Below are 23266 nucleotides of genomic sequence, written 5' to 3'. Positions count from 1 at the left end.
TCCAGTTCGCCAACCTGGCCTTCGACCTGTCGGTGGAAGAGGTGTTCACCACGCTGACCTCCGGGGCCACGCTGGTGCTCGCGCCGCTGGAGAAGCTCATGCCGGGAGCGCCCCTGCACCAACTGCTACGGGAGCAGAGGCTCACCGTCATCAGCCTCACGCCGGCCGCCCTGGCGGCCACGCCGGCGGACGGGCTGCCCGAGCTGCGCACCGTCATCTCCGGTGGCGAAGCCCTGCCCGCCGAGGTAGTGGCGCGCTGGACTCCGGGCCGCAGGCTCCTCAACACGTACGGCCCCACGGAGGCCACCGTCATCGCCACGCTCACCGAGTGCGTGGCGGACGGGCGCGTGCCCTCCATTGGCCGGCCGCTGGCCAACGTGCGCGCGTACGTGCTGGATGCCCGCGGCGAGCCCGTGCCCGTGGGCGTCAAGGGCGAGCTGTTCATCGGCGGCGCTGGCGTGGCCCGCGGCTACTCCGGGCGTCCCGCCCTCACCGCCGAGCGCTTCGTGCCGGACCCGTTCTCCGGCGAGACGGGCGCGCGCCTGTACCGCACCGGCGACGTGGTGCGCTGGCGCGAGGACGGCACGCTCGACTTCGTGGGCCGCGCGGACGCGCAGGTGAAGGTGCGCGGCTTCCGAATCGAATTGGGCGAAGTGGAGTCCGCCCTCGCGAAGCTGCCCCCGGTGCGCGAGGCCGTTGTCGTGGCCCGTGAGGATGGCCCCGGCGGCAAGCGCCTCGTGGGCTACGCCGTGGCGCATGAGGGCCTCCAGACGGATGGCACCACGCTGCGCGCCGCCTTGAAGGACGTCCTGCCCGAGTACATGGTGCCCTCGGCCATCGTGGTGCTGCCGGCCATGCCGCTCACCCCGAATGGCAAGGTGGACCGCAAGGCCCTGCCCGCCCCGGCCTTCGCCAGCGACGCGAAGGGCTACGTCGCGCCCCGCACGCCCACCGAGGAGCGGCTGGCGGAGCAGTGGTGCCAGCTCCTCGGCCTCGAGCGCGTGGGCGCCAGCGACAACTTCTTCGACCTGGGCGGCCACTCGCTGCTGGCCACGCAGGCCATCAGCCGCATCCGCGCCGCCTTCGGCGTGGAGCTGCCCCTGCGCGGCCTGTTCGAGTCCCCCACCGTGGAAGGCGTGGCGCGCCTGATTGACGCCGCCCTCGCGGGAAGGGGGATGCCCACCGTGTCCCGCCAGCCCGAGGCCCGCCCGCTGTCGCTGCCCGTGCTCCCCCTGGAAGAGGTCGCCGCACGGGAGGAGCTGCGCCCCCGTCCCGAGGCCACTGACTCCGCGGGGAGCGCCGTGCTCTCCGCCGTGGAGCGGCAGCGGGTGCTGGTGGAGTGGAACGCGACTTCCACCGAGTACCCGCGCGGCACCACCCTGCCCGAGGTGTTCGCGCAGGTGGCCGCCCGCTTCCCCGACAAGGTCGCCGTCGAGTTCGGCGACGCGAAGCTCACGTACCAGCAGCTCGACGCGCGGGCCAACCAGCTCGCCTGGCACCTGCGCGGCCTGGGCGTCTCCACCGACTCGCGCGTGGCCCTGGGCGTAGAGCGCTCGCTGGAGCTCATCGTCTCGCTGGTGGCCATCCTCAAGGCAGGTGGCGCCTACGTGCCGCTAGACGCGTCGTATCCGCGTGAGCGCCTCGCGAACATGCTGGAGGACTCGAGCCCCTGCGTGCTCGTCACCACGCGCGCGCAACTCCCGCAGCTCCCCGCGGGCGGCCTCGCCACGGTGGTGCTGGAGAACCTGGAGCTGTCCGGCCTGCCCACCCACGCGCCGCCTTCCACGGCCCTGCCCGACAGCCTCGCGTACATCGACTTCACCTCCGGCTCCACCGGCCGGCCCAAGGGCGTGGGCACGCTCCAGTCCGCCGTGCTGCGCACCGTCTTCGGTGTCGACTACGCGCACCTCGGCCCGGAGGAGACCTTCCTCCTGCTCGCCCCCATCTCCTTCGACGCCTCCACGCTGGAGCTCTGGGGCCCGCTGCTGCATGGCGCGCGGCTCGCCGTCTTCCCCCCGCACTCGCCCTCTGACGTCTTCGAGCTGGAGCAGGTGCTGCAGAAGCACGGCGTCACCACGCTGCACCTCACCGCCGGCCTCTTCACCCAGGTGGTGGACCACAACCTCTCCGCGCTGCGCGGTGTGAGGCAGTTGCTCACCGGTGGCGACGTGGTGAGCGCGCCCCATGTCCGCCGGGTGCTGGAAGGAATGTTCATTCCGGTGACTGCCTGCTACGGCCCCACCGAAGGCACCCTCTTCACGTCGTGCCACCGCATGACGGACGTGGCGCAGGTCGGCACCTCCGTCCCCATCGGCCGGCCCATCGGGAACACGCAGGTGTACGTGCTCGACGCCTCCGGCCAGCCCGTGGCCTCGGGCGTCATCGGTGAGCTGTTCGCCGGTGGTGACGGCCTGGCGCGCGGCTATGTGGGCCAGCCCGCTCTCACCGCCGAGCGCTTTGTCCCCAACCCTTTCTCCTCCGTCCCCGGTGCCCGCCTCTACCGGACGGGTGACCTCGCCCGCTGGCGCCCCGACGGCGTGCTGGAGTTCCTCGGCCGCGCGGATGCGCAGGTGAAGGTGCGTGGCTACCGCATCGAGCTGTCCGAGGTCGAAGCCGCCCTGCTCGCCTTCCCGGAGGTGCGCGAGGCCGTGGTGGTGGCCCGCGAGGACTCGCCCGGTGACAAGCGGCTGGTCGGCTACGTCGTCGCGCCCCCGTCCCTCGGCATGGCCGGCCTGCGCGCGGCCCTCGAGGAGCGGCTGCCCGAGTACATGGTGCCCTCCGTGCTGGGACGCCTGGACGCGCTGCCCCTCACCGCCAACGGCAAGGTGGACCGCAAGGCGCTCCCGGCCCCGTCTGCCTTCCAGGACCGCGTCACCACCCGCCCGCCCCGCACCGAGTGCGAGCGCGAGCTGGCGGCGCTCTGGGCGCGCGTCCTCCACCTGGACACCGTCGGCGCCGAGGACGACTTCTTCGAGCTGGGTGGCCACTCGCTGACGGCCACGCAGGTGCTGTCGCGCATCCGCCAGCACTTCCGCGTGGAGCTGTCGTTCCGCGACTTCTTCGCGGCACCCACCGTCGCGGCCCTCGCCATGCGCATCGAGGAGCTGGCCAGCTCGCGGCCCGCGTCGTCCCAGTCGCTGCTCCGGCCCCGGACGCAGAGCGGCCCGCCGCCCCTCTCCTTCGCGCAGCAGCGCCTGTGGTTCTTCGCGAAGCTCGACCCGGACAGCACCGCGTACAACCTCCCCTTCGCGGTGCGACTGGAGGGGGCGCTCGACGTGCCCGCGCTCGCCACCAGCCTGCGTGGGCTGCTCCAGCGTCACGAGTCGCTGCGCACCACCTTCCACGAGCGCGAGCACCAGCCCGTGCAGGTCATCGACGACGGACCCACCCTGCCCGCGGGGTGGCTGGACCTGGAGGCCCTGCCCGAAGTGGAGCGTGAGGCTTCGCTGCGGCAGGCGCTGGAGCATGAGGCCGGGCAGCCCTTCAACCTCGAGACGGGCCCGCTGTGGCGCGTGCTCCTGGTGCGCCTGTCGGCGGAGCAGCACGTGCTGATGCTCACCCTGCACCACGTCATCGCGGACGGCTGGTCCATGGGCGTGCTCGTGCAGGAGCTGGCCACGCTGTACACCGCCCACGCGGAGGGCCGGCCCGCGCGCATGGAGCCGCTACCGGTGCAGTACGCGGACTTCGCGCTCTGGCAGCGCGACTGGCTGCGCGACGAGGCCCTGGAGGCCCAGCTCGACTGGTGGCGGCAGCAGATCCAGGGTGCGCCCCGGGCGCTGGCGCTGCCCACCGACAGGCCGCATCCCACGACGCAGTCGACGCGCGGCGCCGGGCACCCGTTCCACTTCCCGCGCGAGCTGTCGGACGCGCTCGAAGCACTGTGCCGTCAAGAGGGGGCCACGCCGTCCATGGTGGTGCTCGCCGCCTTCCAGGTACTGCTGGCCCGCTACTCCGGCCAGGACGACGTCAGCGTTGGCGCCCCCATCGCCGGCCGGACGCACGCGGAGCTGGAGGGACTCATCGGCTTCTTCGTCAACACGCTGGTGCTGCGCACGAAGCTGGACGGAGACCCCAGCTTCCGCGCACTGCTCGGGCGCGTGCGGGACGTGACGCTCGGCGCCTATGCCCATCAGGACGTGCCCTTCGAGAAGCTGGTGGAAGCCCTGCGCCCCGAGCGCGAGGCCGGACGCACCCCGCTCTTCCAGGTGATGCTCGCGTACCAGAACGCGCCCATGCCGGCGGTGATGGGAGCGGGCCTGAAGCTGAGCCCCCTCAAGGCCGAGCATCGCTCCGCGAAGTTCGACCTCACCCTGGCCATCGCCGACCGTGGCGACGGGCTCAAGGGCCAGCTGGAGTACAGCACCGACCTGTTCGACGCCGCGACTGCAGCGCGGATGGTGCGGCACTTGCGCGTGCTGCTGGAAGGCGCGCTCGCGTCCCCGGACCGTCCGCTCTCCCGACTGCCCGTGCTCACGGCCGATGAGCGCCACCTGCTGTTCCACGCGTGGCGCGAGCCGTCCGCCGCCACCGCGGCAGACGCCAGCCTGCACCGGCTCTTCCAGGCGCAAGCCCGCCTCACGCCGGACGCGGTGGCCGAGGAACTGGAGGGCCAGACGCTCACCTGGGGTGAGCTGTACCAGCGTGCCCGTCAGGTGCACCGCTCGCTGCTCGTGCGCGGGCTGGTGGAGCTGCCCGAGCCGCCTCCACTGGTGCCGGTGCCGCGCACGGACGCATTGCCCCTGTCCTTCGCCCAGCAGCGGCTGTGGTTCCTCGACCAGCTCGCTCCCGGCAGCACCGCCTACAACATGCCCCTGGCGCTGCGCGTGTCCGGAGTGCTGAACACCGAGGCCCTGCGCCTCGGCCTCGAAGCGCTGGTGCACCGGCACGAGTCGCTGCGCACCACCTTCCGCGAAGGGCCCTCTGGCCCCGTCCAGGTCATCTCTCCGCCCGCCGCCCTGCCGCTGGATGTCGTCGAGCTGAGCCACCTGCCCGAAGACGCGGGCCAGACCGAAGTGCGCCGCCTGACTTCCGCCGAGGCCCTGCGCCCCTTCGACCTCGCCTCCGGCCCGCTGCTGCGCACCTCGCTGCTGCGGCTGGGCGCGCAGGAGCACGTCCTGCTGGTGACGATGCACCACATCGTCTCCGACGGTTGGTCCCTGGGTGTGCTGGTGCGCGAGCTGGTCTCCTTCTACGAGGCCTTCTCCTCGGACCAGTCGCAGCAACTGCCACCCCTTCCCATCCAGTACGCGGACTTCGCTTCGTGGCAGCGCTCCTGGCTGCAGGGTGACGTCCTCCAGGGCCACCTCGACTACTGGAAGCAGCAGCTCTCCGGTGCTCCGGCCCTGCTGGAGCTGCCCACCGACAGGCCCCGCCCCGCCGTCCAGTCCCAGCGCGGTGCCCTGCTGCCCGTCCACCTGCCTCTGTCCGAAGCCCTCCCCACCTTCTGCCAGCGCGAGGGTGTCACTCCCTTCATGGCCCTGCTCGCCGTCTGGCAGTTGCTGCTGGCGCGCTACTCCGGCCAGGACGACGTCACCGTCGGATCTCCCATCGCCGGCCGCACCCGGGGCGAGACGGAGGGCCTCATCGGCGTCTTCCTCAACACGCTGGTCCTGCGCACGCAGGTGCGGCCCCAGGCCACCTTCCGCGAGCTGCTGGCCCAGGTACGCGCCACCACCCTGGCCGCCTATGAACACCAGCACCTGCCCTTCGAGAAGCTCGTCGAGGAGCTGCAGCCCCAGCGCAGCCTCAGCTATTCGCCCCTCTTCCAGGTCATGCTCGTGCTGCAGAACACGCCTTCCGCGGCGCTGTCTCTTCCGGACCTGTCGTTCCTCGCCCTGGAGCGCGAGGCCGAGGCCACCAAGTTCGACCTGACGCTCTCGCTGGCGCAGACGCCCCGCGGCCTGTCGGGCACGCTGAGCTACCGCACCGACCTGTTCGACGCCTCCACCCTCTCCCGCATGGGGGAGCACCTGCGCACCCTGCTGGAGGCCGCGCTCGCCTCGCCCGATACCCGCGTGGGTGAGCTGCCCCTGCTGTCCGCCTCCGAGCGCCAACAGGTGCTGGAGTCCTTCAACGCCACGACCGAGGCCCTCTCGTCCCCCGTGCCGCTACACACGCTCATTGCGGAGCAGGCCGCGCGCCACCCGGAGCGACCCGCCCTCGCCTGTGAGGGCCAGGTGCTCACCTACGGTGAGCTGGACGCCCGCGCCAATCAGCTTGCCTGGCACCTGCGCTCGCTGGGCGTGGGGCCCGAGAAGTGCGTGGCCCTGTGCATGGAGCGCTCGGTGGACACCGTGGTGGCGCTGCTGGGCATCTGGAAGGCGGGGGGGGCCTACGTGCCACTGGACCCTGCACAGCCCGCCCTGCGCCTCCAAGCGTTGGTGGAAGAGGTGTCAGCGCCCGTGGTGGTGACGCACTCGGCGCAGGCGGCCGCCTTCGAGTCCTCCCAGGTGCGGCAGGTGTTGTTGGATAGGGACGCCGGGCTGCTCGCGAGCCAGCCCATGGATGGGCCCCCAGGCGGCGTGTCCCCGGAGAACATCGCCTACGTCCTCTTCACCTCGGGCAGCACCGGCCGCCCCAAGGGCGTGGCTGTCTCCCACGGGCAGCTCGCCCACTACGTCCACGCCGCCACCGAGCGGCTGGGCCTGAAGGACTGCGAAAGCTTCGCCCTCGTCTCCACCTTCGTCGCCGACCTCGGCAACACCGTCCTCTTCCCCGCCCTGTGCACCGGCGGCCTGCTGCACGTGCTCACCCACGAGCGCGCCAGCAACCCCGCCGACGTGGCCGAGTACTTCCAGCGCCACGCCGTCGACTGCGTAAAGCTCGTCCCCTCCCACCTCTCCGCCCTCATGACGGCGGCAGAGCCTCGCCACGTCCTGCCTCGCAAGAAGCTGGTGCTCGGCGGTGAGTCCTCTTCCTGGGCACTCATGGAGCAGGTGCGCGCGCTCGCGCCCGACTGCGAAGTCTTCAACCACTACGGCCCCACCGAGACGACGGTGGGCGTGCTCGCAGGCCGCGTCGAGTGGCCCGCCGCGGGCTCCTCACCGGCCACCGTGCCGCTGGGCCGTCCCCTGTCCCACTCGCGCCTGTACGTCCTCGACGAGCGCCTGCAGCCGGTGCCCGTCGGCGTCCCCGGCGAGCTGTTCATCGGCGGCGCCCAGGTGACTCGTGGCTACCTGAACCGTCCCGAGCTGACTGCGGAACGCTACGTGCCGGACATCTACAGCACGACTCCGGGCGCGCGCATGTACCGCAGCGGCGACAAGGTGCGCTGGCTGGCCGACGGGCGCGTCGAGTTCATCGGCCGCGCCGACTTCCAGGTGAAGGTGCGTGGCTTCCGCGTGGAGCCGGGCGAAATCGCAACCGTGCTGCGCGAGCACCCCGCCGTACGAGAAGCGCTGGTGGTGGCTCGCGAGGACGTCCCCGGTGACAAGCGCCTGGTGGCCTACGTCGTCTCGTCCGAGCCAGTGCGCACCGAGTCCCTGCGCGCCTTCGTCCAGGAGCGACTGCCGGCCCACATGGTGCCCTCCGCCTTCGTCTCCCTGGAGGCCCTGCCCCTGACGCCCAACGGCAAGGTGGACAGAAAGGCGCTGCCCTCCCCGGATGTCTCCGCGGCTCGCGCGCAGTACGTCGCCCCGCGCACCCCGCTGGAGGAGCAGCTCGCGCAGGCCTTCGCCGAAGTGCTGAACCTGGAGCGCGTGGGCGTCGAGGACGACTTCTTCGCCCTCGGCGGCCACTCCCTGCTCGCCGTGCGCCTCATCGCCCTCATCCGTGAGCGCACCGGCCTGACGCTGCCGTTGTCGTCTCTCTTCCAGGGCGCAACCGTCGAGCGGCTCGCCAGCCTCGCGCCACCGTCCCCGGAGGTCCGCCAGCGCACGCCCAACCTGATGCGGCTCGACGCGGGCACCTCGCGGCGCCGGCCCCTGTTCCTCGTCCACGGCGGCGGAGGCGCCCTGCTCAGCCATGCCGAGCTCGCCCGCCATCTCGGGGACGAGCGGCCCATCCATGGCATCTTCGCCCCCGGCCTGAGCGGCGGCGAGCTACCTCCCGCGTCCATGGAGGCCCTGGCCCGCCTCTATGTGCAGCAGGTGCGCGAGGAGCAGCCCCACGGCCCCTACCTGCTGGCGGGCTGGTCCCTGGGCGGAGTGGTGGCGTACGAGATGGCGCGGCAGCTCGAGGCCCTGGGCGAGCAGGTGGGACTGCTGGCCCTCATCGACAGCTACGCGCACCTGGGACAGGTCGAACCGGCGCCACCGCCGCTGGCGCGGGTGGTCACCTTCGCCGGGATGGTGGGACTGCCGCTGCAGGACCTCCCGCCGCTGGAGCCGGAGCAACTGAGCGGGCTGGAAGGCGCGGAGCTGATGCAGCGGGTGATGGAAGAGCTGCGGGACCTGCCTGCCATCGACGGCCTGGAGCCGACCCACGTCGGCCAGCTCTACGCCGTCCACGAGCGGCTCACCGAGGCGCAACGTGGCTATGTGCCCGCAAGCCGCTACACGGGCACGGCCGAGTTCCTCATGGCTTCGGCGCCTACTGCGCTCCCCAGGGCCGCGGATGGGGGCTGGTCGCCCTGGGTCCTGGGTGGCGTCAAGGTGAGCCTGGTGCCGGGTGACCACGTCACCCTGATGCAGTCGCCGCACGCCGCCACCCTGGCGGAGAAGCTCAACGGGCTCATGCGTGCACTGGAGCCCGGGAGCTCCTGACCGCATGCGTCGGTACAGCCAATCGATGCGAAAGCCGTCAACCCACTTGCACAGTGCGTAGACGGAACCGTACTGTGTGTCCGTCTTTCAACAGCACCGTTCTCTCACGGATTTCCAAGCAGGCGGATATCCGGGCCAGTCCGACGTCAGTCCCGTTTCGTCATCGAAGAGGGGGTCGTATGCCGGATGCTTCCGCAGTGCTCGCCACCGTCGACAACACCGCGATCAAGATCGAGCAGGCGCTGTACAAGCTGTACACGGCCGTTTCCAGCCAGAGCTTCAAGGACGTTCTCAAGCAGCTGCCCACCGTCATCCTGAACGCGGTGCAGACCACGCTGAGCAACGTGCTCGATTCGGTCGCGGGCGTCGTGAAGCAGCTGACCGACCCGAAGGTGCTCAACGGCATCAAGGACGTCATCACGGCGGGCCGGGACGTGGTCTCCTCCACGCTGGATCTGCTGCCGTCGAGCGCCCAGGGCTTCGCGGAGACGGCGAAGCGCTTCCTCAACGTCATCGTCGACTTCGTGAACGCGGGCATCGAGCACATCGTCGCCATCGTCGACCTGCTCATGAAGGTCGTCGGCGCGCTCGCGGGCAAGGTCGAGGCCCTGGCGGCCGAGACGATTGCCGCATTGAAGAAGTCGGGTCTGGCGCTCACCGCCTGAGCGCGGGGCCGCCGGGAGCTCCGCCGCAGCGCTGCGGAACTCCCGCTCCTCCCACGAGATTTGAAGAGGACCGTGTCCCCAGGGGGTGCGCGAGCATCGCCTGTGTGTGCGGTCCGGGGAACCTGCGCCCTGAGCAGGGGCATCCACCCCTCGTCCATGAGGGAACGGAGAGCGTATGGCCAGTGGCCTCATCATTCCTGGTGTCCAGGTAACGGTGGTCAAGGAAGTGCTGCCCCAGCAGCTTGCTCCGTCCGGAGTGCTGGGGCTCATCGGCTTCACCGAGAAGGCGGAGGAGACCGAGCAGAAGGAGCTCAAGGTCACCCGGGCGGGGAACTGGTCCCGCTACGTCGAAGTCCTGGGCCGCGGCAGTGCCTACAGCCTGCCCGAGGCGCGGCAGGCGCTCGATAACGGCGTCTCCGAGCTGGTCATCTCGCCACTGCCTGCGAGCGCGGGAGCCGTCGCGCGCGCGGCCGTCGCCGGAGACGAGAACAAGGCCAAGGCCTTCCGCGCCCTGCTGGACAAGGCGGTCCGCGACACCACGGCCGTGGCGGACGCCGCCAAGAAGACGTGGGAAGCGCTCAAGGCGAACGCGGGGGCAGACCCCGTGAAGGTCAAGGCGGCGGAAAAGGATTACACGGAGGCCAAGGCGCGCCTGGACGAGGCCACCGCCGCCCAGACGGCGGGCCTGGACATCACGAACGACAAGGCCGGACTCACGCTCATGGCGCGCGCGCCGGGGCCGTGGGCCAACGGCCTCATCGTCCGCGTCGGGTACCGGGACAACATCGACCAGTCCATCTCCTTCGACCTGCAGGTGCTGCGCAGGGTCGCCGGCCGTGAGGAGATTCTGGAGGTGTACCGCAGCCAGACGCTCGCCACGTTCGGCGCCACGCTGAAGGGCTCGTCCTTCGTGAAGGTGGATGCGGCGAAGGCGCTCGGCTGGCCCAAAGCGGACGAGTACACCCTCGCGGGAGGTCAGGACGCGAGCGCCGACGACTACGCCGCCGCGCTGGCTCGGCTCCGCGACGAGGCGGACGTGGACATGGTGCTCGCCGCCGTCCAGGACTTCTCGGACCTGACGAAGGTGACCCGCGTCTACGGCGCCGTCATCAGCCACTGCAACGCCATGAGCGACGAGTGCAAGGGCCGCATCGGGTTTGGCCAGGTGCCGAGGACCGGGAGCCCGGACACGCATGCGCTGCTCGCGAGCAACCTGGTGAGCGACCGGTTCGTGCTGGTGGCACCCAACGGTGTCGTGGGCGCGGTGACGGGCGTGGTGGGCAACCTCCCCTACTTCCACTCGCCCACCTTCAAGCGGCTCTCGGGGCTGGCCGACCTGCCCCCCATCTCCACCGAGGACCAGAAGGCCCTGCTCCGGGGCAACGTGGTCCCCGTGGTGCTGGAGCGTGGACGCGGCACCATCGTGCTCCGCGGGCTCACCACCGACGGAGATCAGATCAACGTCCGCCGCGTGGCGGACCGGGCCGTGCGCCTGCTGAAGATGATTGGAGACCTCTTCATCGGCCTGCTGAACAACGCCGACGGACGCACCGCCCTCAAGCAGAAGCTGGTCGAGGCCCTGGTGCAGATGGAGAAGGACGGGGCCATCGTCCCGTCCACTGACGGCAAGGACCCCGCCTTCAAGGTGGAGGTCTACTCCTCCCAGGCCGACTTCGCGCTGGGCATCGTCCGCGTGAACATGGCCGTGAGGCCCGTGCGCGCCATCGACTACATCTACGCGACCATCACGGTCCAGGTTTGATGAGGAAACACGCTGATGCCCACGGTCTTCTCCGCCAACCGTAGCAGCGTCCTCGTCGACGGTAACCCCGTCGAAGGACTCCAGTCCCTCGTCTTCCGCATCGTCACCGAGCGCGAGGACATCCGTGCCATCGGCTCGAACGAGCGGGTGGACGTCATCTTCGGCCTGCGCACCGTGCAGGGCGAGCTCATCATCCGCTCTGCCAGCGTCGCGCTCGACACGCTGCTGCAGGACCGCGCGAAGTTCCAGCTCGTGGCGAGCCTGAAGCGCACCGAGGGCACCGACGACACGCGCACGCTGTCGTTCGACGACTGCTTCGTGGAAGGCAAGGCCTTCCAGCTCGATGCGCATGGCAGCGCGGCCACGACCTACGCCTTCACCGCCACGCGGGTTCGCGAGGAGTAACACGTGCCAGAGGTGCCCACGCGCACGGCTCGGGAGTTCGGCTCCGCCGTCCCCTCATTCATCGAGGTGGACGGCAGACGCTTCTCCGTGCAGGTGGGAACCCCGGGCGGGGCGCTGGAGGTGGACACCTCCACGGGCGAGCGCGTCCGGCTCCGCCGCTGGAGCTTCGAGGAGCACCTGCGGGCGCTGGACCGTCACGCCAGCGCCGATGAGCAGGGGCTCCGGTTCGATACCGAGGGCTTCGCTCTCGACGTGCTGCGGGACTCGGGGGTGCCGGCGCCCCTCGGCGAGGAGCTGGCGCCCGTGGCGCTCTGGTGGGCCACCACCGGTGGGTACGCGCCAGGCTCCGAGGTGCAGGCGGACGGGTGGGTGCGGGCTGGCTCCGTGCGCGCCCGACTGCGGCCGTGGACCTTCGCGGAGCGCTCCAAGGCGCTGAGCGAGAGCCTCACCCCGAGCGCCGGTGGCGGCCAGGAGCTCAGCCTGGAGCGGTACCTGCGCGCCATGCTCTCCGCTTCCGTCGTGGCCCTGGAGCCATCAGGGCTTCAGCTGACGATGCTCGACGGGGCCACCACGGCCGCGCTGCTCGACGTGGCCGTCGCGCTCAACAACTCCGGGGAGCGCGACGAGGACCGGAGGATGAAGGCGGCGGACGCGGACAGCCAGAAGCTGGCGCGGACGACGCTGCGCCTGTGCAAGGCGCTCGGCTGGACTCCGTCCCAGGTCTGGGAGACGCCAGCGGCCGAGGTCGACCGGCTGCTCGCGCTGCTGGAGGTGGCGGAGCCGTCGGCACCGGCTTCCGCTCCCGTGCGGCGGGCGCCGGGCCTCGCGGACCATCCCGACGCGGTGGTCATCCAGGTGGAGGACTGACGATGCGCTCGTCCACCACGACCCGAGAGCTCTCCGCGCTCCTCGCGCGCCCGGCCTTCCGGGCGCTGGAGTCCGTCGCGAAGCAGCTGGGTGTCCGGCTTCCAGCGCCCTCCAGGCAGGAGTCGTCTGAAGCTGCGGAACAGCCCGCCCCGGAACAAGCCGTGTCCGGCCCCGGGGAGGCCACGGCCAGTCCCCTGCTGCCTGCCAACCTCACCCGCTCGCCGGCCCCGGTGCTCGGAGCGGCTCCCCGCCGGTCTTCCGAAGCCACGACCTCACGCGCCGAGACACGAGGCGCCTCGCCCCTCGTCACCCGGGGTGAAGCCCCCCACACCAACCCCGTGGCCGGAGTGAGGGCCTCAAGCGTCTCCGCGCCCCCTCCACCCGGCGCAAGGGCGGAGGTCCACGGCGAAGTCCCCCCGTCCCTGGAGCAGCCCGGGAGCACGGGTCGAGCCCCCTCCTCGCCCAGCGGTGCGCGCGCGCGAGACAGACGTCTCGTGCGTCTCATCTCCCAGCTCGAGCCCCACTCGACGGCTCCGACCCTGTCGCGAGCCCCGTTCCAATCGCTCCCGGCCGACGCCGAACGGGCGGAGACTCGGAGCGCCGGACCGCTCCCATTCGCCGCCTCGGACACGAGGTCCGTGGACGGTTCCGCGTCCGGGCCTGTCGAGCGTGCCCCTGTCCAGAGCGCCGCCCCTGTCCAGAGCGCCGCCCCTGTCGCCACCCTGGCGGAGACGCCGCACACCGGGAGCCCGGTGGAAGTCACCCGCGCACGGCTCGCCGGTACTCCCGCTCCGTCACTCCAGGCGAGCCGAGGCGAGGCTTCCCCCCTCCCTGAGCCGCCACCTCCCGCCAACCCGAGCGGAGCCACCGCTCCCGGCGGCGCACGCGCAGCCGACAGGCGTCGCGTCCGTCTCCTCCCCCGCCCCGAGCAGGCCACGGTGACCTCGCCCGTCGAGGCGCGCCCGGAGCGTTCCAGCCCGCCCTCCAGTCAGGGCGGTGCGCCGCGCCCGGAGCGCCGGCTCACGTTCCTCCCGGCCCCCGAGCCCATGGACCCACCGGCGCCCACGCGTCCACCGAGTCCTGTCGCCCCGGCCCTCGCCGAGCAGGTCACGAGTGGAATGGCGCCCGTCCTGGAACGGGCCCACCAGCTCACACGCGCCGCATTGCCTCCGGAGCGCGCCGTGAGCGCCCAGAGTGCCGCGACACCTCCAGGTGAGGCCGTGCGCAACACGTTCAACGTCAACGTCCACCTGGACCCGTCCGGCGCCGCGCCTGGCGTGGACCGGCGCGCGCTGGAAGAGGCCCTCGTCGACATCCTCCGCGACACCGCCCGCCGCCACGGGTTGGAGGTGTGAGCCGATGGCGGGAATCGCCTACGAGGTGAAGATCGGCTCCTTCCAGGCCTCGAGCCAGCCCCGCGCCGGCAATGGACAGGTGCGCTCCATCTCCTGCGCGCTGACCATGGATGGCGCCGGGGGCCACTGCTCCCTGGAGCTGGTCGCCACGGGCTCGGCGCCCCCAAAGCCCGGGGACAAGACGACGATTTCCCTCGATGACGGAAACGGCGGCGCCACCGTCTTCACCGGCGAGGTGCAGGAAACGAAGGCCGCACCCGACACGGCGCTCGTCGTGGGAGCCGATGGGCTGGCGAAGCTCGCCCGGTTCGACCTGGAGGGGGCGTACGAGCAGATGTCGGCCGGAGCCATCGCCAAGGAGCTGGTACAGAAGGCCGGGGCCACCGCGGGGAAGATCGAGGACGGCCCCAAGTTCCCCAGCTACGTGCTCCACCGCGGACCGCGAGCGCTCCGCCACCTCCAGCGCCTGGCCGAGCAGTGCGGCTTCGACGTGTACACGGATGGAGACGGCAAGGTGCACTTCGCCGCGCCGAAGCAGGGCGGCGCGGACCACACCTTCACCTATCCGGAGCAGGTGCTGCGCACCGGGCTCGAGCAGGCCTCACCGGCCTACGACGGTGTGCAGGTATGGGGTGAGGGCGCGGCGAGCGCCAAGGGCTCCGACAAGGCCCACTGGCTCGTCAAGGACCTGGCCTCGGTGAGCGGCAAGGCCTCCATGGACAAGACATTCACCGTGAAGCCGGCCAGCGCGGGCAAGCTCATGCGGGAGGTGCGAGACGGAGCGGTGAGGACGGGAGACGACGCGGCCACCCAGGCCAAGGCGAGGATGACGCTGCTGGCCTCCCGTCCCCTGCGTGGGTTCATCGAGGTGCTGGGCAGTCCGAAGGTGAAGCCGGGCGACCTGGTGAAGCTCGACAAGATTCCCGCCGAGCACCCCGTGAATGCGCTGGCCTCTGGCAAGGTGCTGCGCGTGCGCACGGTGCGGCACACGCTGAGCCTGAAGACGGGCTTCGTCACCCGGTTGGAGTTCTGAGATGCCCGTACGCATCGGCAAGATAGAGCTCGTCGGGCTGACGAACATCTACACCGAGGACGCCCGCAACCTCGTGCAGCAGCGAGTCCCGGGTCAGTCCGGCAGCGTCTTCCAGGACCTCGGCCGCGAGCCCGTCACGGTGGTGATGGAGGGCATCCTCCTGGGCGAGGACACGCAGGCCGCCCTCGAGGAGCTGCGCCAGGCGCAGATGAAGGCCCAGCCGATGTCGTTCGCCGCGGACGCCATCGCCGGGGCCGACCTCACCGAGGTCATCATCGCCGACTTCCAGGTGAAGCAGCTCGCCGGTCACCAGAACCGGTTCAGCTTCTACCTGAAGGTCCGCGAGCATCAGGAGCCGCCCCAGCCCGCCGACGCGGGCGTCGCCGCCGTGAACGATGCCGTGGCCGACGATGCCGGGGCGTGGGCCGCGGGCGCCGTGGATGCCGCCGGAGTGCTGCAGAACCCCGACTCGTTGATGTCCGCCGTCGACAAGAACCCCGGACTGCTCGGACACCTGAGCGCGGGCGAGCTCGGCTCCGTCGTCGCCAAGAGCCAGGGCACGCTGAGCGGCAAGAGCTTCGGCTCCCTGCTCGGCGCGCTGGGCAAGGTGAATCCGCAAATCATCGGCGACTTCCTCGAGACCCTGCAGAACGGCGGCAACCTGGGGTCGTTCATCGAGAAGCTCGCTACCGAGGGCATCAACGTGCTCGAGTCGCTGACCGGAATCGACCTGGGCGCGGCGCTCAGCATCGTGAAGGGCATCGCCGGGGCGAGCGATTTCCTCGCCAAGCTGAAGCGCGTGGTGGACGAGGCACAGGCACTGGGGATGCAGATCCAGGACTTCGACGTGATGGCCCCCTTTCAGGACCTCGGGGTGAAGTGATGAGCAACGCGAGCGACATCGTCAACGCCATCTCCCGGCTCATCCAAGCGCTGGACGAGCTGTTCAAGACCCAGACCGTCGAGGCCCTGGTGGACCTGGTACGGCAGCTCGGCATTGGCGGGCCGGTGAAGGTGGGCCTGCAGGCACTCGGCACGGTGCTGGGCAAGCTCGTCGAGTGGATCGCCAAGCTGGAGAAGGTGGCGGCCATCCCGAAGCTGCTGGAGTCGTTGGACCCCACGCTGGAACAGGTCCAGGGCCTTGCGACGACCTCCGAGGACGACCTGCGGCAGGCCGGCCTCGATGCACTCGCCCCTCTGACCAAGGCGGCCCGGTCCATGCTCGAGGTCATGAACAAGGTCCGCAAGGGCGCGGAGGCCATCTTGAAGGGGCTGCTGCCGCCAGAGGCGCTGGCCGGGTTGCGACAGTCCGTCGTGGACTTCGCGGCCACGCTGAAGTCGTACGAGCAGCGCCTCGTGGCGAAGCCCGCGCCCAAGCCCGTCCTGGCGGGAGCAACCTCATGAGCGACCTCATGGCCGTGATGCGGGCCATCATCCGCGACGAGCTCGCCTCGCTGCGCCTGGGCGACATCGGCGTGGTGACGAGCACCTTCCCCCATGCCGAGGGAGACGCGCACAACCACGAGTGCAACGTGAAGCTGCGCGAGGGGGGACTGGAGCTGCGGCGCGTGCCCATCACCACCCCGCACGTGGGCATGGTGAGCGCGCCGCGCGTGGGCGACCTGGTCCTCATCTCCTACGTCGGGGGCGACTCCAACCGCCCCATCGTGGTGGGACGGCTCTACTCGGATGAAACCAACCCGCCCGAGCACGCCGAGGACGAGTGGCGCGTCGTCTCCCCTCCCGGCGGGAAGACGTCCATCGCCATCGACAAGGACCAGTCGGTGGTCATCACCGCCGGCGAGACGGTGGTGACGGTGAAGCAGGACGACACCATCTCCATCGTCGGCAAGAAGGACCTGAGCATCGAGGTCGACGGCAACGTGCAGCTCAAGTGCAAGGACGCCACGGTGGACGCCTCGGGCAACATCGACCTGGGCACGGGAGGCACCGGAGTCATCACCGAGGGAAGCCACAAGTGCTACTTCACCGGGGCTCCGCTCAAGGGCTCGCAGAAGGTGAAGGCCAAGGGTTGACCCATGCCGGCTCCGAGCGCATCCGAAATCGAGAACCTCGCCAGCAGCGCCCTCCAGTCGTCGGGCCTGCGGGGGGAGAATGCGCCCGACCTCGCCAAGGCCCTGGGGCAGGTCTGCGGACAGGCCTTCACCCTCTTCGTGTCCATGGCCATGGTGGCCCCCGGAATCCCCGCGGCGGCGCCTCCTCCTCCCGGCTCGGGAAGCACGGCGGGACCGGGCATGCTGCTGCCCCCACCGGCCGGTGGCCCGGGTGCCTCGCAGCTGGAGCCCATCGCCCTGGGGGCGCTGTCCTCCAACAAGCTCAACGGCGAGCAGAAGCCCGCGCTGGCCAAGGCCATCGCCCAGTCCATCGCGCAGGCCCTCACGCTCTTCTGCCTCCAGGTACAGGTCGCGCCGGGCATGGCCATCGCGGGCTTCGCCACGTCCTCCCCCGGCTCACTGGTGGGAGCAGCTCCCGCCAAGCCCATGCTCCAACCCCTCGTCCTGGGCTTCCTCCAGGCCGAGGGCTTGCGCGGAGAGAACATCCCGGACCTGGCCGGCGCCATGGCCGAGACGCTCTCCAACGCGCTCACCCAGATGATGTCGCGGCTCAAGGTCACCCCGGGCATTCCCTCCTCGCCCGGGGCCACCGCCGGGCCCGGGAGGTTGATGTAATGGCCGACGAGCTGAAGACGGACCTCCGGCTCGCCTTCAAGGACACCGGCGAGGTGGACCTCGACTGGTCCACCGACGCGGGCGGCGCCAAAACGGTGAGTGGCAAGGACAACCTCATCCAGGCCCTCACGCTGCGGCTGATGATCTACCGGGGGCACCTGGAGCAGCTCGGCCATGTGCGCTACGGCAGCAAGGTGGCGGAGCTCATCGGCGAGCCGTTGGACCGCCAGAACCTGGACCTGCTGCGCCGCTACGTGCGTCAGGCCCTCAAGGAAGACCCCCGCGTCGAGGACGTGACGAGCCTGACGGTCAGCGCCCGTCCCGACCTGCCCGGCGCGGTGGATGTCCGGGCCAGCATCCTCGCCACCACGGGAGACGAGGTGGAGCTCGGGCTGGCTCTCGACCTGGGGTGAGACGCGCGGCGGTCAATGAGCGGGTTCGCAGCACACGACACGATTTCGGGAGAGCACCATGGACCTCAGTGAGAAGCCGGGCTTGAAAGGGGTGCTGACCATCGAGCTCCGCGACATGAGCGGAGCGCTCGTGGAGCGGTACCAGCACCACAACCTCATCACCACCCGCGGCAAGCAGCTGCTGGCGGACCTGCTGCTGGGGAAGAAGAACGCCCTGCCCACGAGCTGGGCCATCGTGGTGGGCACCGGTACGGAGCCCGCCAACGTGGCGGACACCGCGCTGAAGGCGCCCATCGCCGAGCAGGCGGAGGACCGCGACCCCGACGTGGCGCTCGTCTCGCGCGCGAACGTCACGGTCGTCCAGGGCACGGTGTCGGCCACCCTCGCCGCGCCCCCGGCGGGCACCGTGCAGCCGCTGACCGAGGCGGGCATCCAGATCACCGTGGGCACCGAGAAGATCCTCTTCAACCGCGTGCAGTTCCCCCCGGTCAACCGGGGAGCGAACATGGTCATGACGCTGAGCTGGGAGATCTCCTTTTGAGCCTCACGCCGCTCGACACCTCCTTCAGCGCCATTGTCGACCGGCTGCTCGGGAACCTCGGGCCGGGCATCGACAAGAACGCGGGCAGCATGGCCCGCACGCTGGCGGAGTCCTACGGCCGGGAGATGGCCACCTTCTACGCCATGCTCGAGCTGGCGCACCGCTCGGGCTACCTCGACACGGCCGAGGGCGCGGCGCTGGACAACGTGGTGGCCGTGCTGGGCATCTCGCGCGCCCGGGCGGGCCGGCTCACCGGCGACGTGGAGTTCAGCCGCAACTCGCCCGCCCCGGAGGACATCGGCATCCCCGCGGGTCGACAGGTGACGGGCGTGCTCGCGGAGAACGAGCCTCTGCCCCTCTTCGAGACGATGGAGGACGCGGTGCTCCGCCGGGGGGAGACCCGGGTCGTCGTCCCCATGCAGGAGGTGCAGGACGACTCGGACGCCTCCAAGAAGGCGCCCCCCACCATCGACCCCGGCAAGCTCAACGTGATGCCCCGCCCCGTGCTCGGCATCGAGGCCGTCACCAACCGGGCCCCCATCCGCCGCACCGGCCAGGAGGAGACGGACGCGAGCCTGCGCGCCCGGGCCCGCACCGCCCTGCGGGATGGGGAGATGGGCACGCTCGAGGCCATCGCCGCCGCCGTGCGCCAGCAGGGCGTTCAGCAAGTCACCGTGCGCGAGCCCCCGGACGCGCCTCCGGGGGTCATCGAGGTGCTGGTGGGAGACCCGGACTTCGAGCATCAGCCGGACGCCGTGCAGCAGGTGGAGCAGGCCATCCGCGACTCCAAGGCCGCCGGCATCCGCGTCCGGCTCAGCTACGCGCGCACCCTCTATCTGCGGCCCGGCTTCAAGGTGGAGCCCGTGGACCCGGACCTCGACGAGGCCGCGTTCGACCGGCTCCGCCGCGAGCTCCAGCAGGCCCTGTCCACCTTCGTCGAGAGCGTGCCCGCGGGGGAGCTGCTGAGCCGCCGCAAGCTCGAGGCCGTCCTCTTCTCCAACCCGGCCGTGCGCCACGTCAGCGACATCACCGTGCGCACCTACGTCTGGGACGCCCAGCGCAAGGTGCTCGTGGATGGGCCGCGCCGGGAGCTCGGGCCCGACTGGAAGTTCAAGCCCGACGAGAAGCCGACGCTCGACCTCGTGAAGATGCCGCCCGACATCTCCCGCTCGCGAGCGCTCGTCTACCGCCTGGAGCTGGTCGTGTCGCTCCCGAACTCGGACCGGCGCACGCCCGAGCAGGTGCGCCAGTCGCTCCGCGGCGCGGTGGAGGTGTACTCGGCACGCATCACCGCGGATGCGCAGGCGACGAAGAAGCCCCAGGCGGAGGTCCTCTGGGATGCGCTCCGCGCGACGCTGAGCAAGGAGTCCGGCGTCCAGGAGTTGCTGTCCGCGACGCTCACCACGGACAGCGGGCTCTCCCTCTCCCTGGAGAAGACCGGCACCCTGTCCACCCGCCCCGTGCCCCTCGGCGTGCAGCTGGCGCTCGGTAACGTGGAACTGGTGGGGCTCGGATGAACCCGGTCCAGCGCGCACGCCGCATGGTGGGGTACCTCCCCCCGCTCCTCCAGAGCGGCGGGAAGATCACCCTCCTCTTCGACGTCATCGCCCAGGAGCTGGGCGTGATGGAGGGCGGCATCACCCGCCTCATGCGCTCGCGCTGGTACACGCTCGCCCAGGGCTTCCGGGCGGACGACTCGCTCGCCACGAAGGCGGGCTCCGAGCTGGGCCAGCTGGGCGCGCTCTACGGGCTCCAGCCCGGCCCGGACGAGGACGACGTCTACTTCCGCCAGCGGCTCGCCTCGCTCGTGGAGCTGCACCGCACGGGGATGAACACCGCCCCGGCCCTCCTGCGGCTGGTGTCGATGGTGTACAGGGCCGAGCAACCGCCGGAGCTCTCCTGGAAGGGAGACACGGCCGTGGGCCTCTTCACCGTCCCCGGGCCCGCCAACGCGGATGGCACTCCGGGCACGCGGAGGCTCCACGTCGAGCTCGACGACAACCCGCCAACCCCCGCGTTGGCGCGCTTCCAGGGCATGCCCGCCGACCAGCGGCTCCTCACCGTCAACCAGGGCCTGGACCCGGCCCGCCCGGAGGTCTCCCTGACCGCGCCCGGGGATGCGGACATCTCCATTCCCATCCTGCACCACCACGAGTCCGGGCTGGACGTGCTCTTCCTGGGGAGGGTGCCCCGGGGCAAGACGCTCACGCTGCGTCACCAACGCGTCCCCCTGATTGACGGCAGCCCGGCGAAGGAGCCGGTGCTCCTCGCGCATCCCACGCGCTTCGACGACGAGAACCAGCCGTTCCGCTTCGACACGGACGCGGCGCGCTTCTCGGTGTTCAACCAGGACCAGGGGCTGCCGGAGCTCGCACCCGGTGAGAACCACTGGAGCCACGGCACGCTGAGCAAGAAGGAGCTGCAGAACTATCTGCCGGCCGGGCGGAATCCGGAGCTGGAGCAGGCCCGGCAGAAGGCCCTGGAGCTGGCGCTGGAGCCCAAGCAGTCACCGCGCATCGACATCCAGTTCCGGTGGACGGAGGTCACCCCCGCCACCTTCGTCCTGCGCATCCCGGTGGACTACGTCCCCCCCCAGGCCAGGGGCCTGCCCGACCTGGTCCGGGAGCTGACGGCCACGCTGAACTACGGCCGGGCCTCGGGAGTCCGCGCGCGCATCGAGTTCATGCTGACGCTGCCACCCGAAGAGGTCTCCGTGGACGAGAGCCCGCACCGCATGGCGCTCACCACCACCTTCGCGGAGCCTCCCAGCGTCAAGGACGCGCTGACGTCTTTCGGGCAGGCCATCAAGTTCGAGGAGCAGCTCCCCGAGCCCGATGACCGGCTCTCCTGGTCCGGTGTCTTCGACGGCACCCGCTTCGAAACCTCGAGGTTCAAGAAATGACCGACCCGTACATCAAGGCCAATCCCGGAGACCCCATCCTCTCCGAGCACTGGAACACCGTGCAGGTGCGGATGATTGAAGCGCTCCGCACGCACACCCACCTGGGAGGGGATGACGGCAAGAAGCTGGGCGGCGGCGGCATCGACCCCGAGACCACGCTCTCGGTGAAGCAGGTCGACGCCACGACCCTGCTGACGGTGAGGGGCCTCAACGTGTTCGACAGGCTCACGGGCCTGGGAACCGAGAAGCTCGCCGTCACGGGAGGTGCTGTCTCCGGCGCGCTGACGGTGACCGGCAACGTGGGCATCGGGGCGACGTCACCGAGGGCGAAGCTGGACATCCAGGAGGCGGCCCGCACGGGAGCACACCCCACCACGGTGAGGGGGCTGTACGTCACGGGTGACTTCAGCTCCGAGTCGGATGGCGTCGAGTTCCGGCACACCAACGGGACGCAGGGAATCGGGATTGCCCACAACACCCTCTACGCCACGGGCTCCAACGCGGACCAGGACCTGGGCCTGAAGGCCCGGGGCAATGGCAAGGTCACCGTCCGAGGCGACCTCAAGATTGGTGGGCCCTCGCTGTTGAGCGCCACCGGCAGACGCATCCTCGAGACGAATGCCACCGACGACTGGCTGCGCGTCAACAGCAGCATCGAGTACAAGTCCATCGCCCTCTACGGCATGGTGGCCATTGGCGAGGGCGGGCTGTCCGTCGGAGAGTGGGCGCAGCTTCCCAAGGGAACGCTCAAGACCACGGGCAACATCCATACGGAACAGGACCTGCTGCTCGGGAGCAACGCGACCAACAAGCGGTTCATCCTCCACTCCCGGAGTGGGACCGGCGACTTCCTGCACATCACCGCCGACAAGGCGGATGGGAACTGGGACTGGGCGAACGGCATCGTGCTGAAGCGCGGCGGTGGCGTCGGCATCGGGACGACCACGCCCCAGGCTGCGCTCCACATCGCCTCGACGACCAGCCTCCTGGCCCGCATCGAGGCGGGCGGCTCGGGAGGCTGGGCCGAGCTCGACCTCTACAGCACGTACGGCGTGGCGAATCAGAGGAATTGGAACCTCGCCGCGCAAGGAGGAGGTGGCTTCGCGATCCGCCTGCTCTCGGACGCGAGAGGCTGGGTGATGACCCCGCTGCACATCGATACGGGTGGCACGGTGTTCGCCACCAGGAACCTCCAGGTCCAGGGCGACCTCTACGCCGCCAACTCGGGCTTGTATTTCAACAAGACGGACCACGACCACAGCGGCATCGGCAACACCCAGGGTTACGCGGCCATCGAGAACGCCGCCAACTACGGTGCCCTGATGATCCTGGGCCGCACGACCCCCACCGGCCGCATCGTCAAGCTCTGGGACCGCCTGGAAGTCATCGGCAAGACCTATTCGAGTGGTGGATACGAAGGCTCGGATCTCCGCCTCAAGCGAGACATCACCCCGCTGGAAGGCGCGCTGGAGAAGGTCCTGAAGCTGCGCGCGACACGCTTCAAGATGGTGGCGCCCAGGGACGAGTCCCCGCAAATCGGCCTCATCGCCCAGGAGGTGGAGGAAGTCTTCCCCGAGGTCATCGACGACGGGCCGGACGGGATGAAGGGCATCAACTACGCTCGACTCGTCGCCCCGCTCGTCGAGGCCATCAAGTCCCAGCAGCAGCAACTCGACGAATTGCGTGCCGCGCTGCGAGCCGCCACGCAGGAGAACCCCACATGAAGAACGCCCTCGAGCAGCGCCTCAATGCCCTCAAGTCCGAGTACGAGTCCGGACAGAAGATGCTCGCGGAGCTGGATGCGAAGCGGAACCAGCTCACCACCACGCTGCTGCGCATCGAGGGCGCCATGCAGGTCATCCAGGAGCTGCTGGCGCACGAGCAGCCCGCGGACAACGTGACGGACCTGCCGAAGGCGGTCCGCTGAA

Annotated in this window: 17 protein-coding genes; all 17 read left to right on the top strand. The window is 70.4% G+C overall.

Features of this window, described 5'->3' with window-relative positions; translation table 11 throughout:
• A partial coding sequence (locus G4D86_RS49445) for an amino acid adenylation domain-containing protein (RefSeq protein WP_164002679.1) occupies positions 1–8705 on the top strand: 8705 nt, incomplete at its 5' end.
• Between the two features lie 179 nt (positions 8706–8884).
• A complete protein-coding gene (locus G4D86_RS49440) occupies positions 8885–9370 on the top strand; it encodes a hypothetical protein (protein ID WP_164002678.1) in 486 nt (161 codons plus the stop codon).
• A gap of 175 nt (positions 9371–9545) precedes the next feature.
• Complete coding sequence (locus tag G4D86_RS49435) at positions 9546–11132, top strand: phage tail sheath protein (protein ID WP_164002677.1); 1587 nt, start codon at positions 9546–9548, stop codon at positions 11130–11132.
• A gap of 15 nt (positions 11133–11147) precedes the next feature.
• Positions 11148–11537, top strand: coding sequence for a hypothetical protein (locus G4D86_RS49430; RefSeq protein ID WP_164002676.1), 390 nt, complete (start codon positions 11148–11150; stop codon positions 11535–11537).
• 3 nt (positions 11538–11540) lie between these two features.
• Positions 11541–12404, top strand: a complete 864-nt coding sequence (locus tag G4D86_RS49425; RefSeq protein ID WP_164002675.1) for a hypothetical protein — start codon at positions 11541–11543, stop codon at positions 12402–12404.
• A gap of 1181 nt (positions 12405–13585) precedes the next feature.
• On the top strand, positions 13586–13759 hold the full coding sequence (locus G4D86_RS49420) for a hypothetical protein (RefSeq protein ID WP_164002674.1): 174 nt from the start codon (positions 13586–13588) through the stop codon (positions 13757–13759).
• Between the two features lie 4 nt (positions 13760–13763).
• Positions 13764–14792: a hypothetical protein gene (locus G4D86_RS49415; protein WP_240360926.1), complete on the top strand. Its 1029-nt coding sequence runs from the start codon at positions 13764–13766 to the stop codon at positions 14790–14792.
• Between the two features lies 1 nt (position 14793).
• Positions 14794–15675: a hypothetical protein gene (locus G4D86_RS49410; RefSeq protein ID WP_164002673.1), complete on the top strand. Its 882-nt coding sequence runs from the start codon at positions 14794–14796 to the stop codon at positions 15673–15675.
• Positions 15675–16196, top strand: a complete 522-nt coding sequence (locus G4D86_RS49405) for a hypothetical protein (RefSeq protein ID WP_164002672.1) — start codon at positions 15675–15677, stop codon at positions 16194–16196. The genes G4D86_RS49410 and G4D86_RS49405 overlap by 1 nt, the downstream gene beginning before the upstream one ends.
• Complete coding sequence (locus tag G4D86_RS49400) at positions 16193–16828, top strand: phage baseplate assembly protein V (protein WP_164002671.1); 636 nt, start codon at positions 16193–16195, stop codon at positions 16826–16828. Before G4D86_RS49405 ends, G4D86_RS49400 begins: the two co-directional genes overlap by 4 nt.
• Before the next feature lie 3 nt (positions 16829–16831).
• Positions 16832–17482, top strand: coding sequence for a hypothetical protein (locus G4D86_RS49395; RefSeq protein WP_164002670.1), 651 nt, complete (start codon positions 16832–16834; stop codon positions 17480–17482).
• A complete protein-coding gene (locus G4D86_RS49390; protein WP_164002669.1) occupies positions 17482–17895 on the top strand; it encodes a contractile injection system sheath initiator in 414 nt (137 codons plus the stop codon). Before G4D86_RS49395 ends, G4D86_RS49390 begins: the two co-directional genes overlap by 1 nt.
• A 58-nt stretch (positions 17896–17953) precedes the next feature.
• Complete coding sequence (locus G4D86_RS49385) at positions 17954–18436, top strand: hypothetical protein (protein ID WP_164002668.1); 483 nt, start codon at positions 17954–17956, stop codon at positions 18434–18436.
• The gene (locus tag G4D86_RS49380) at positions 18433–19953 is read left to right on the top strand and encodes a baseplate J/gp47 family protein (RefSeq protein ID WP_164002667.1); all 1521 of its coding nucleotides are present in this window, start codon (positions 18433–18435) and stop codon (positions 19951–19953) included. The genes G4D86_RS49385 and G4D86_RS49380 overlap by 4 nt, the downstream gene beginning before the upstream one ends.
• Entirely contained in the window at positions 19950–21338 is a 1389-nt protein-coding gene (locus G4D86_RS49375; RefSeq protein WP_164002666.1) for a hypothetical protein, read from the top strand. Before G4D86_RS49380 ends, G4D86_RS49375 begins: the two co-directional genes overlap by 4 nt.
• A complete protein-coding gene (locus G4D86_RS49370) occupies positions 21335–23062 on the top strand; it encodes a tail fiber domain-containing protein (RefSeq protein WP_164002665.1) in 1728 nt (575 codons plus the stop codon). The genes G4D86_RS49375 and G4D86_RS49370 overlap by 4 nt, the downstream gene beginning before the upstream one ends.
• Entirely contained in the window at positions 23059–23265 is a 207-nt protein-coding gene (locus tag G4D86_RS49365; protein ID WP_164002663.1) for a hypothetical protein, read from the top strand. The genes G4D86_RS49370 and G4D86_RS49365 overlap by 4 nt, the downstream gene beginning before the upstream one ends.
• Position 23266 lies beyond the last annotated feature (1 nt).

The sequence above is a fragment of the Pyxidicoccus caerfyrddinensis genome, from assembly GCF_010894405.1.
GTDB lineage: Bacteria > Myxococcota > Myxococcia > Myxococcales > Myxococcaceae > Myxococcus > Myxococcus caerfyrddinensis.
Note: the sequence above shows the minus strand (reverse complement) of the source record. Positions and strands in the feature narration are given on the sequence as shown.

Coding starts and splice junctions, on each gene's coding strand:
- G4D86_RS49435 (WP_164002677.1), top strand. CDS start 9,546: ATGGCCAGTGGCCTCATCATTCCTGGTGTCCAGGTAACGGTGGTCAAG.
- G4D86_RS49410 (WP_164002673.1), top strand. CDS start 14,794: ATGCCCGTACGCATCGGCAAGATAGAGCTCGTCGGGCTGACGAACATC.
- G4D86_RS49405 (WP_164002672.1), top strand. CDS start 15,675: ATGAGCAACGCGAGCGACATCGTCAACGCCATCTCCCGGCTCATCCAA.
- G4D86_RS49415 (WP_240360926.1), top strand. CDS start 13,764: ATGGCGGGAATCGCCTACGAGGTGAAGATCGGCTCCTTCCAGGCCTCG.
- G4D86_RS49370 (WP_164002665.1), top strand. CDS start 21,335: ATGACCGACCCGTACATCAAGGCCAATCCCGGAGACCCCATCCTCTCC.
- G4D86_RS49440 (WP_164002678.1), top strand. CDS start 8,885: ATGCCGGATGCTTCCGCAGTGCTCGCCACCGTCGACAACACCGCGATC.
- G4D86_RS49385 (WP_164002668.1), top strand. CDS start 17,954: ATGGACCTCAGTGAGAAGCCGGGCTTGAAAGGGGTGCTGACCATCGAG.
- G4D86_RS49395 (WP_164002670.1), top strand. CDS start 16,832: ATGCCGGCTCCGAGCGCATCCGAAATCGAGAACCTCGCCAGCAGCGCC.
- G4D86_RS49390 (WP_164002669.1), top strand. CDS start 17,482: ATGGCCGACGAGCTGAAGACGGACCTCCGGCTCGCCTTCAAGGACACC.
- G4D86_RS49430 (WP_164002676.1), top strand. CDS start 11,148: ATGCCCACGGTCTTCTCCGCCAACCGTAGCAGCGTCCTCGTCGACGGT.
- G4D86_RS49375 (WP_164002666.1), top strand. CDS start 19,950: ATGAACCCGGTCCAGCGCGCACGCCGCATGGTGGGGTACCTCCCCCCG.
- G4D86_RS49400 (WP_164002671.1), top strand. CDS start 16,193: ATGAGCGACCTCATGGCCGTGATGCGGGCCATCATCCGCGACGAGCTC.
- G4D86_RS49365 (WP_164002663.1), top strand. CDS start 23,059: ATGAAGAACGCCCTCGAGCAGCGCCTCAATGCCCTCAAGTCCGAGTAC.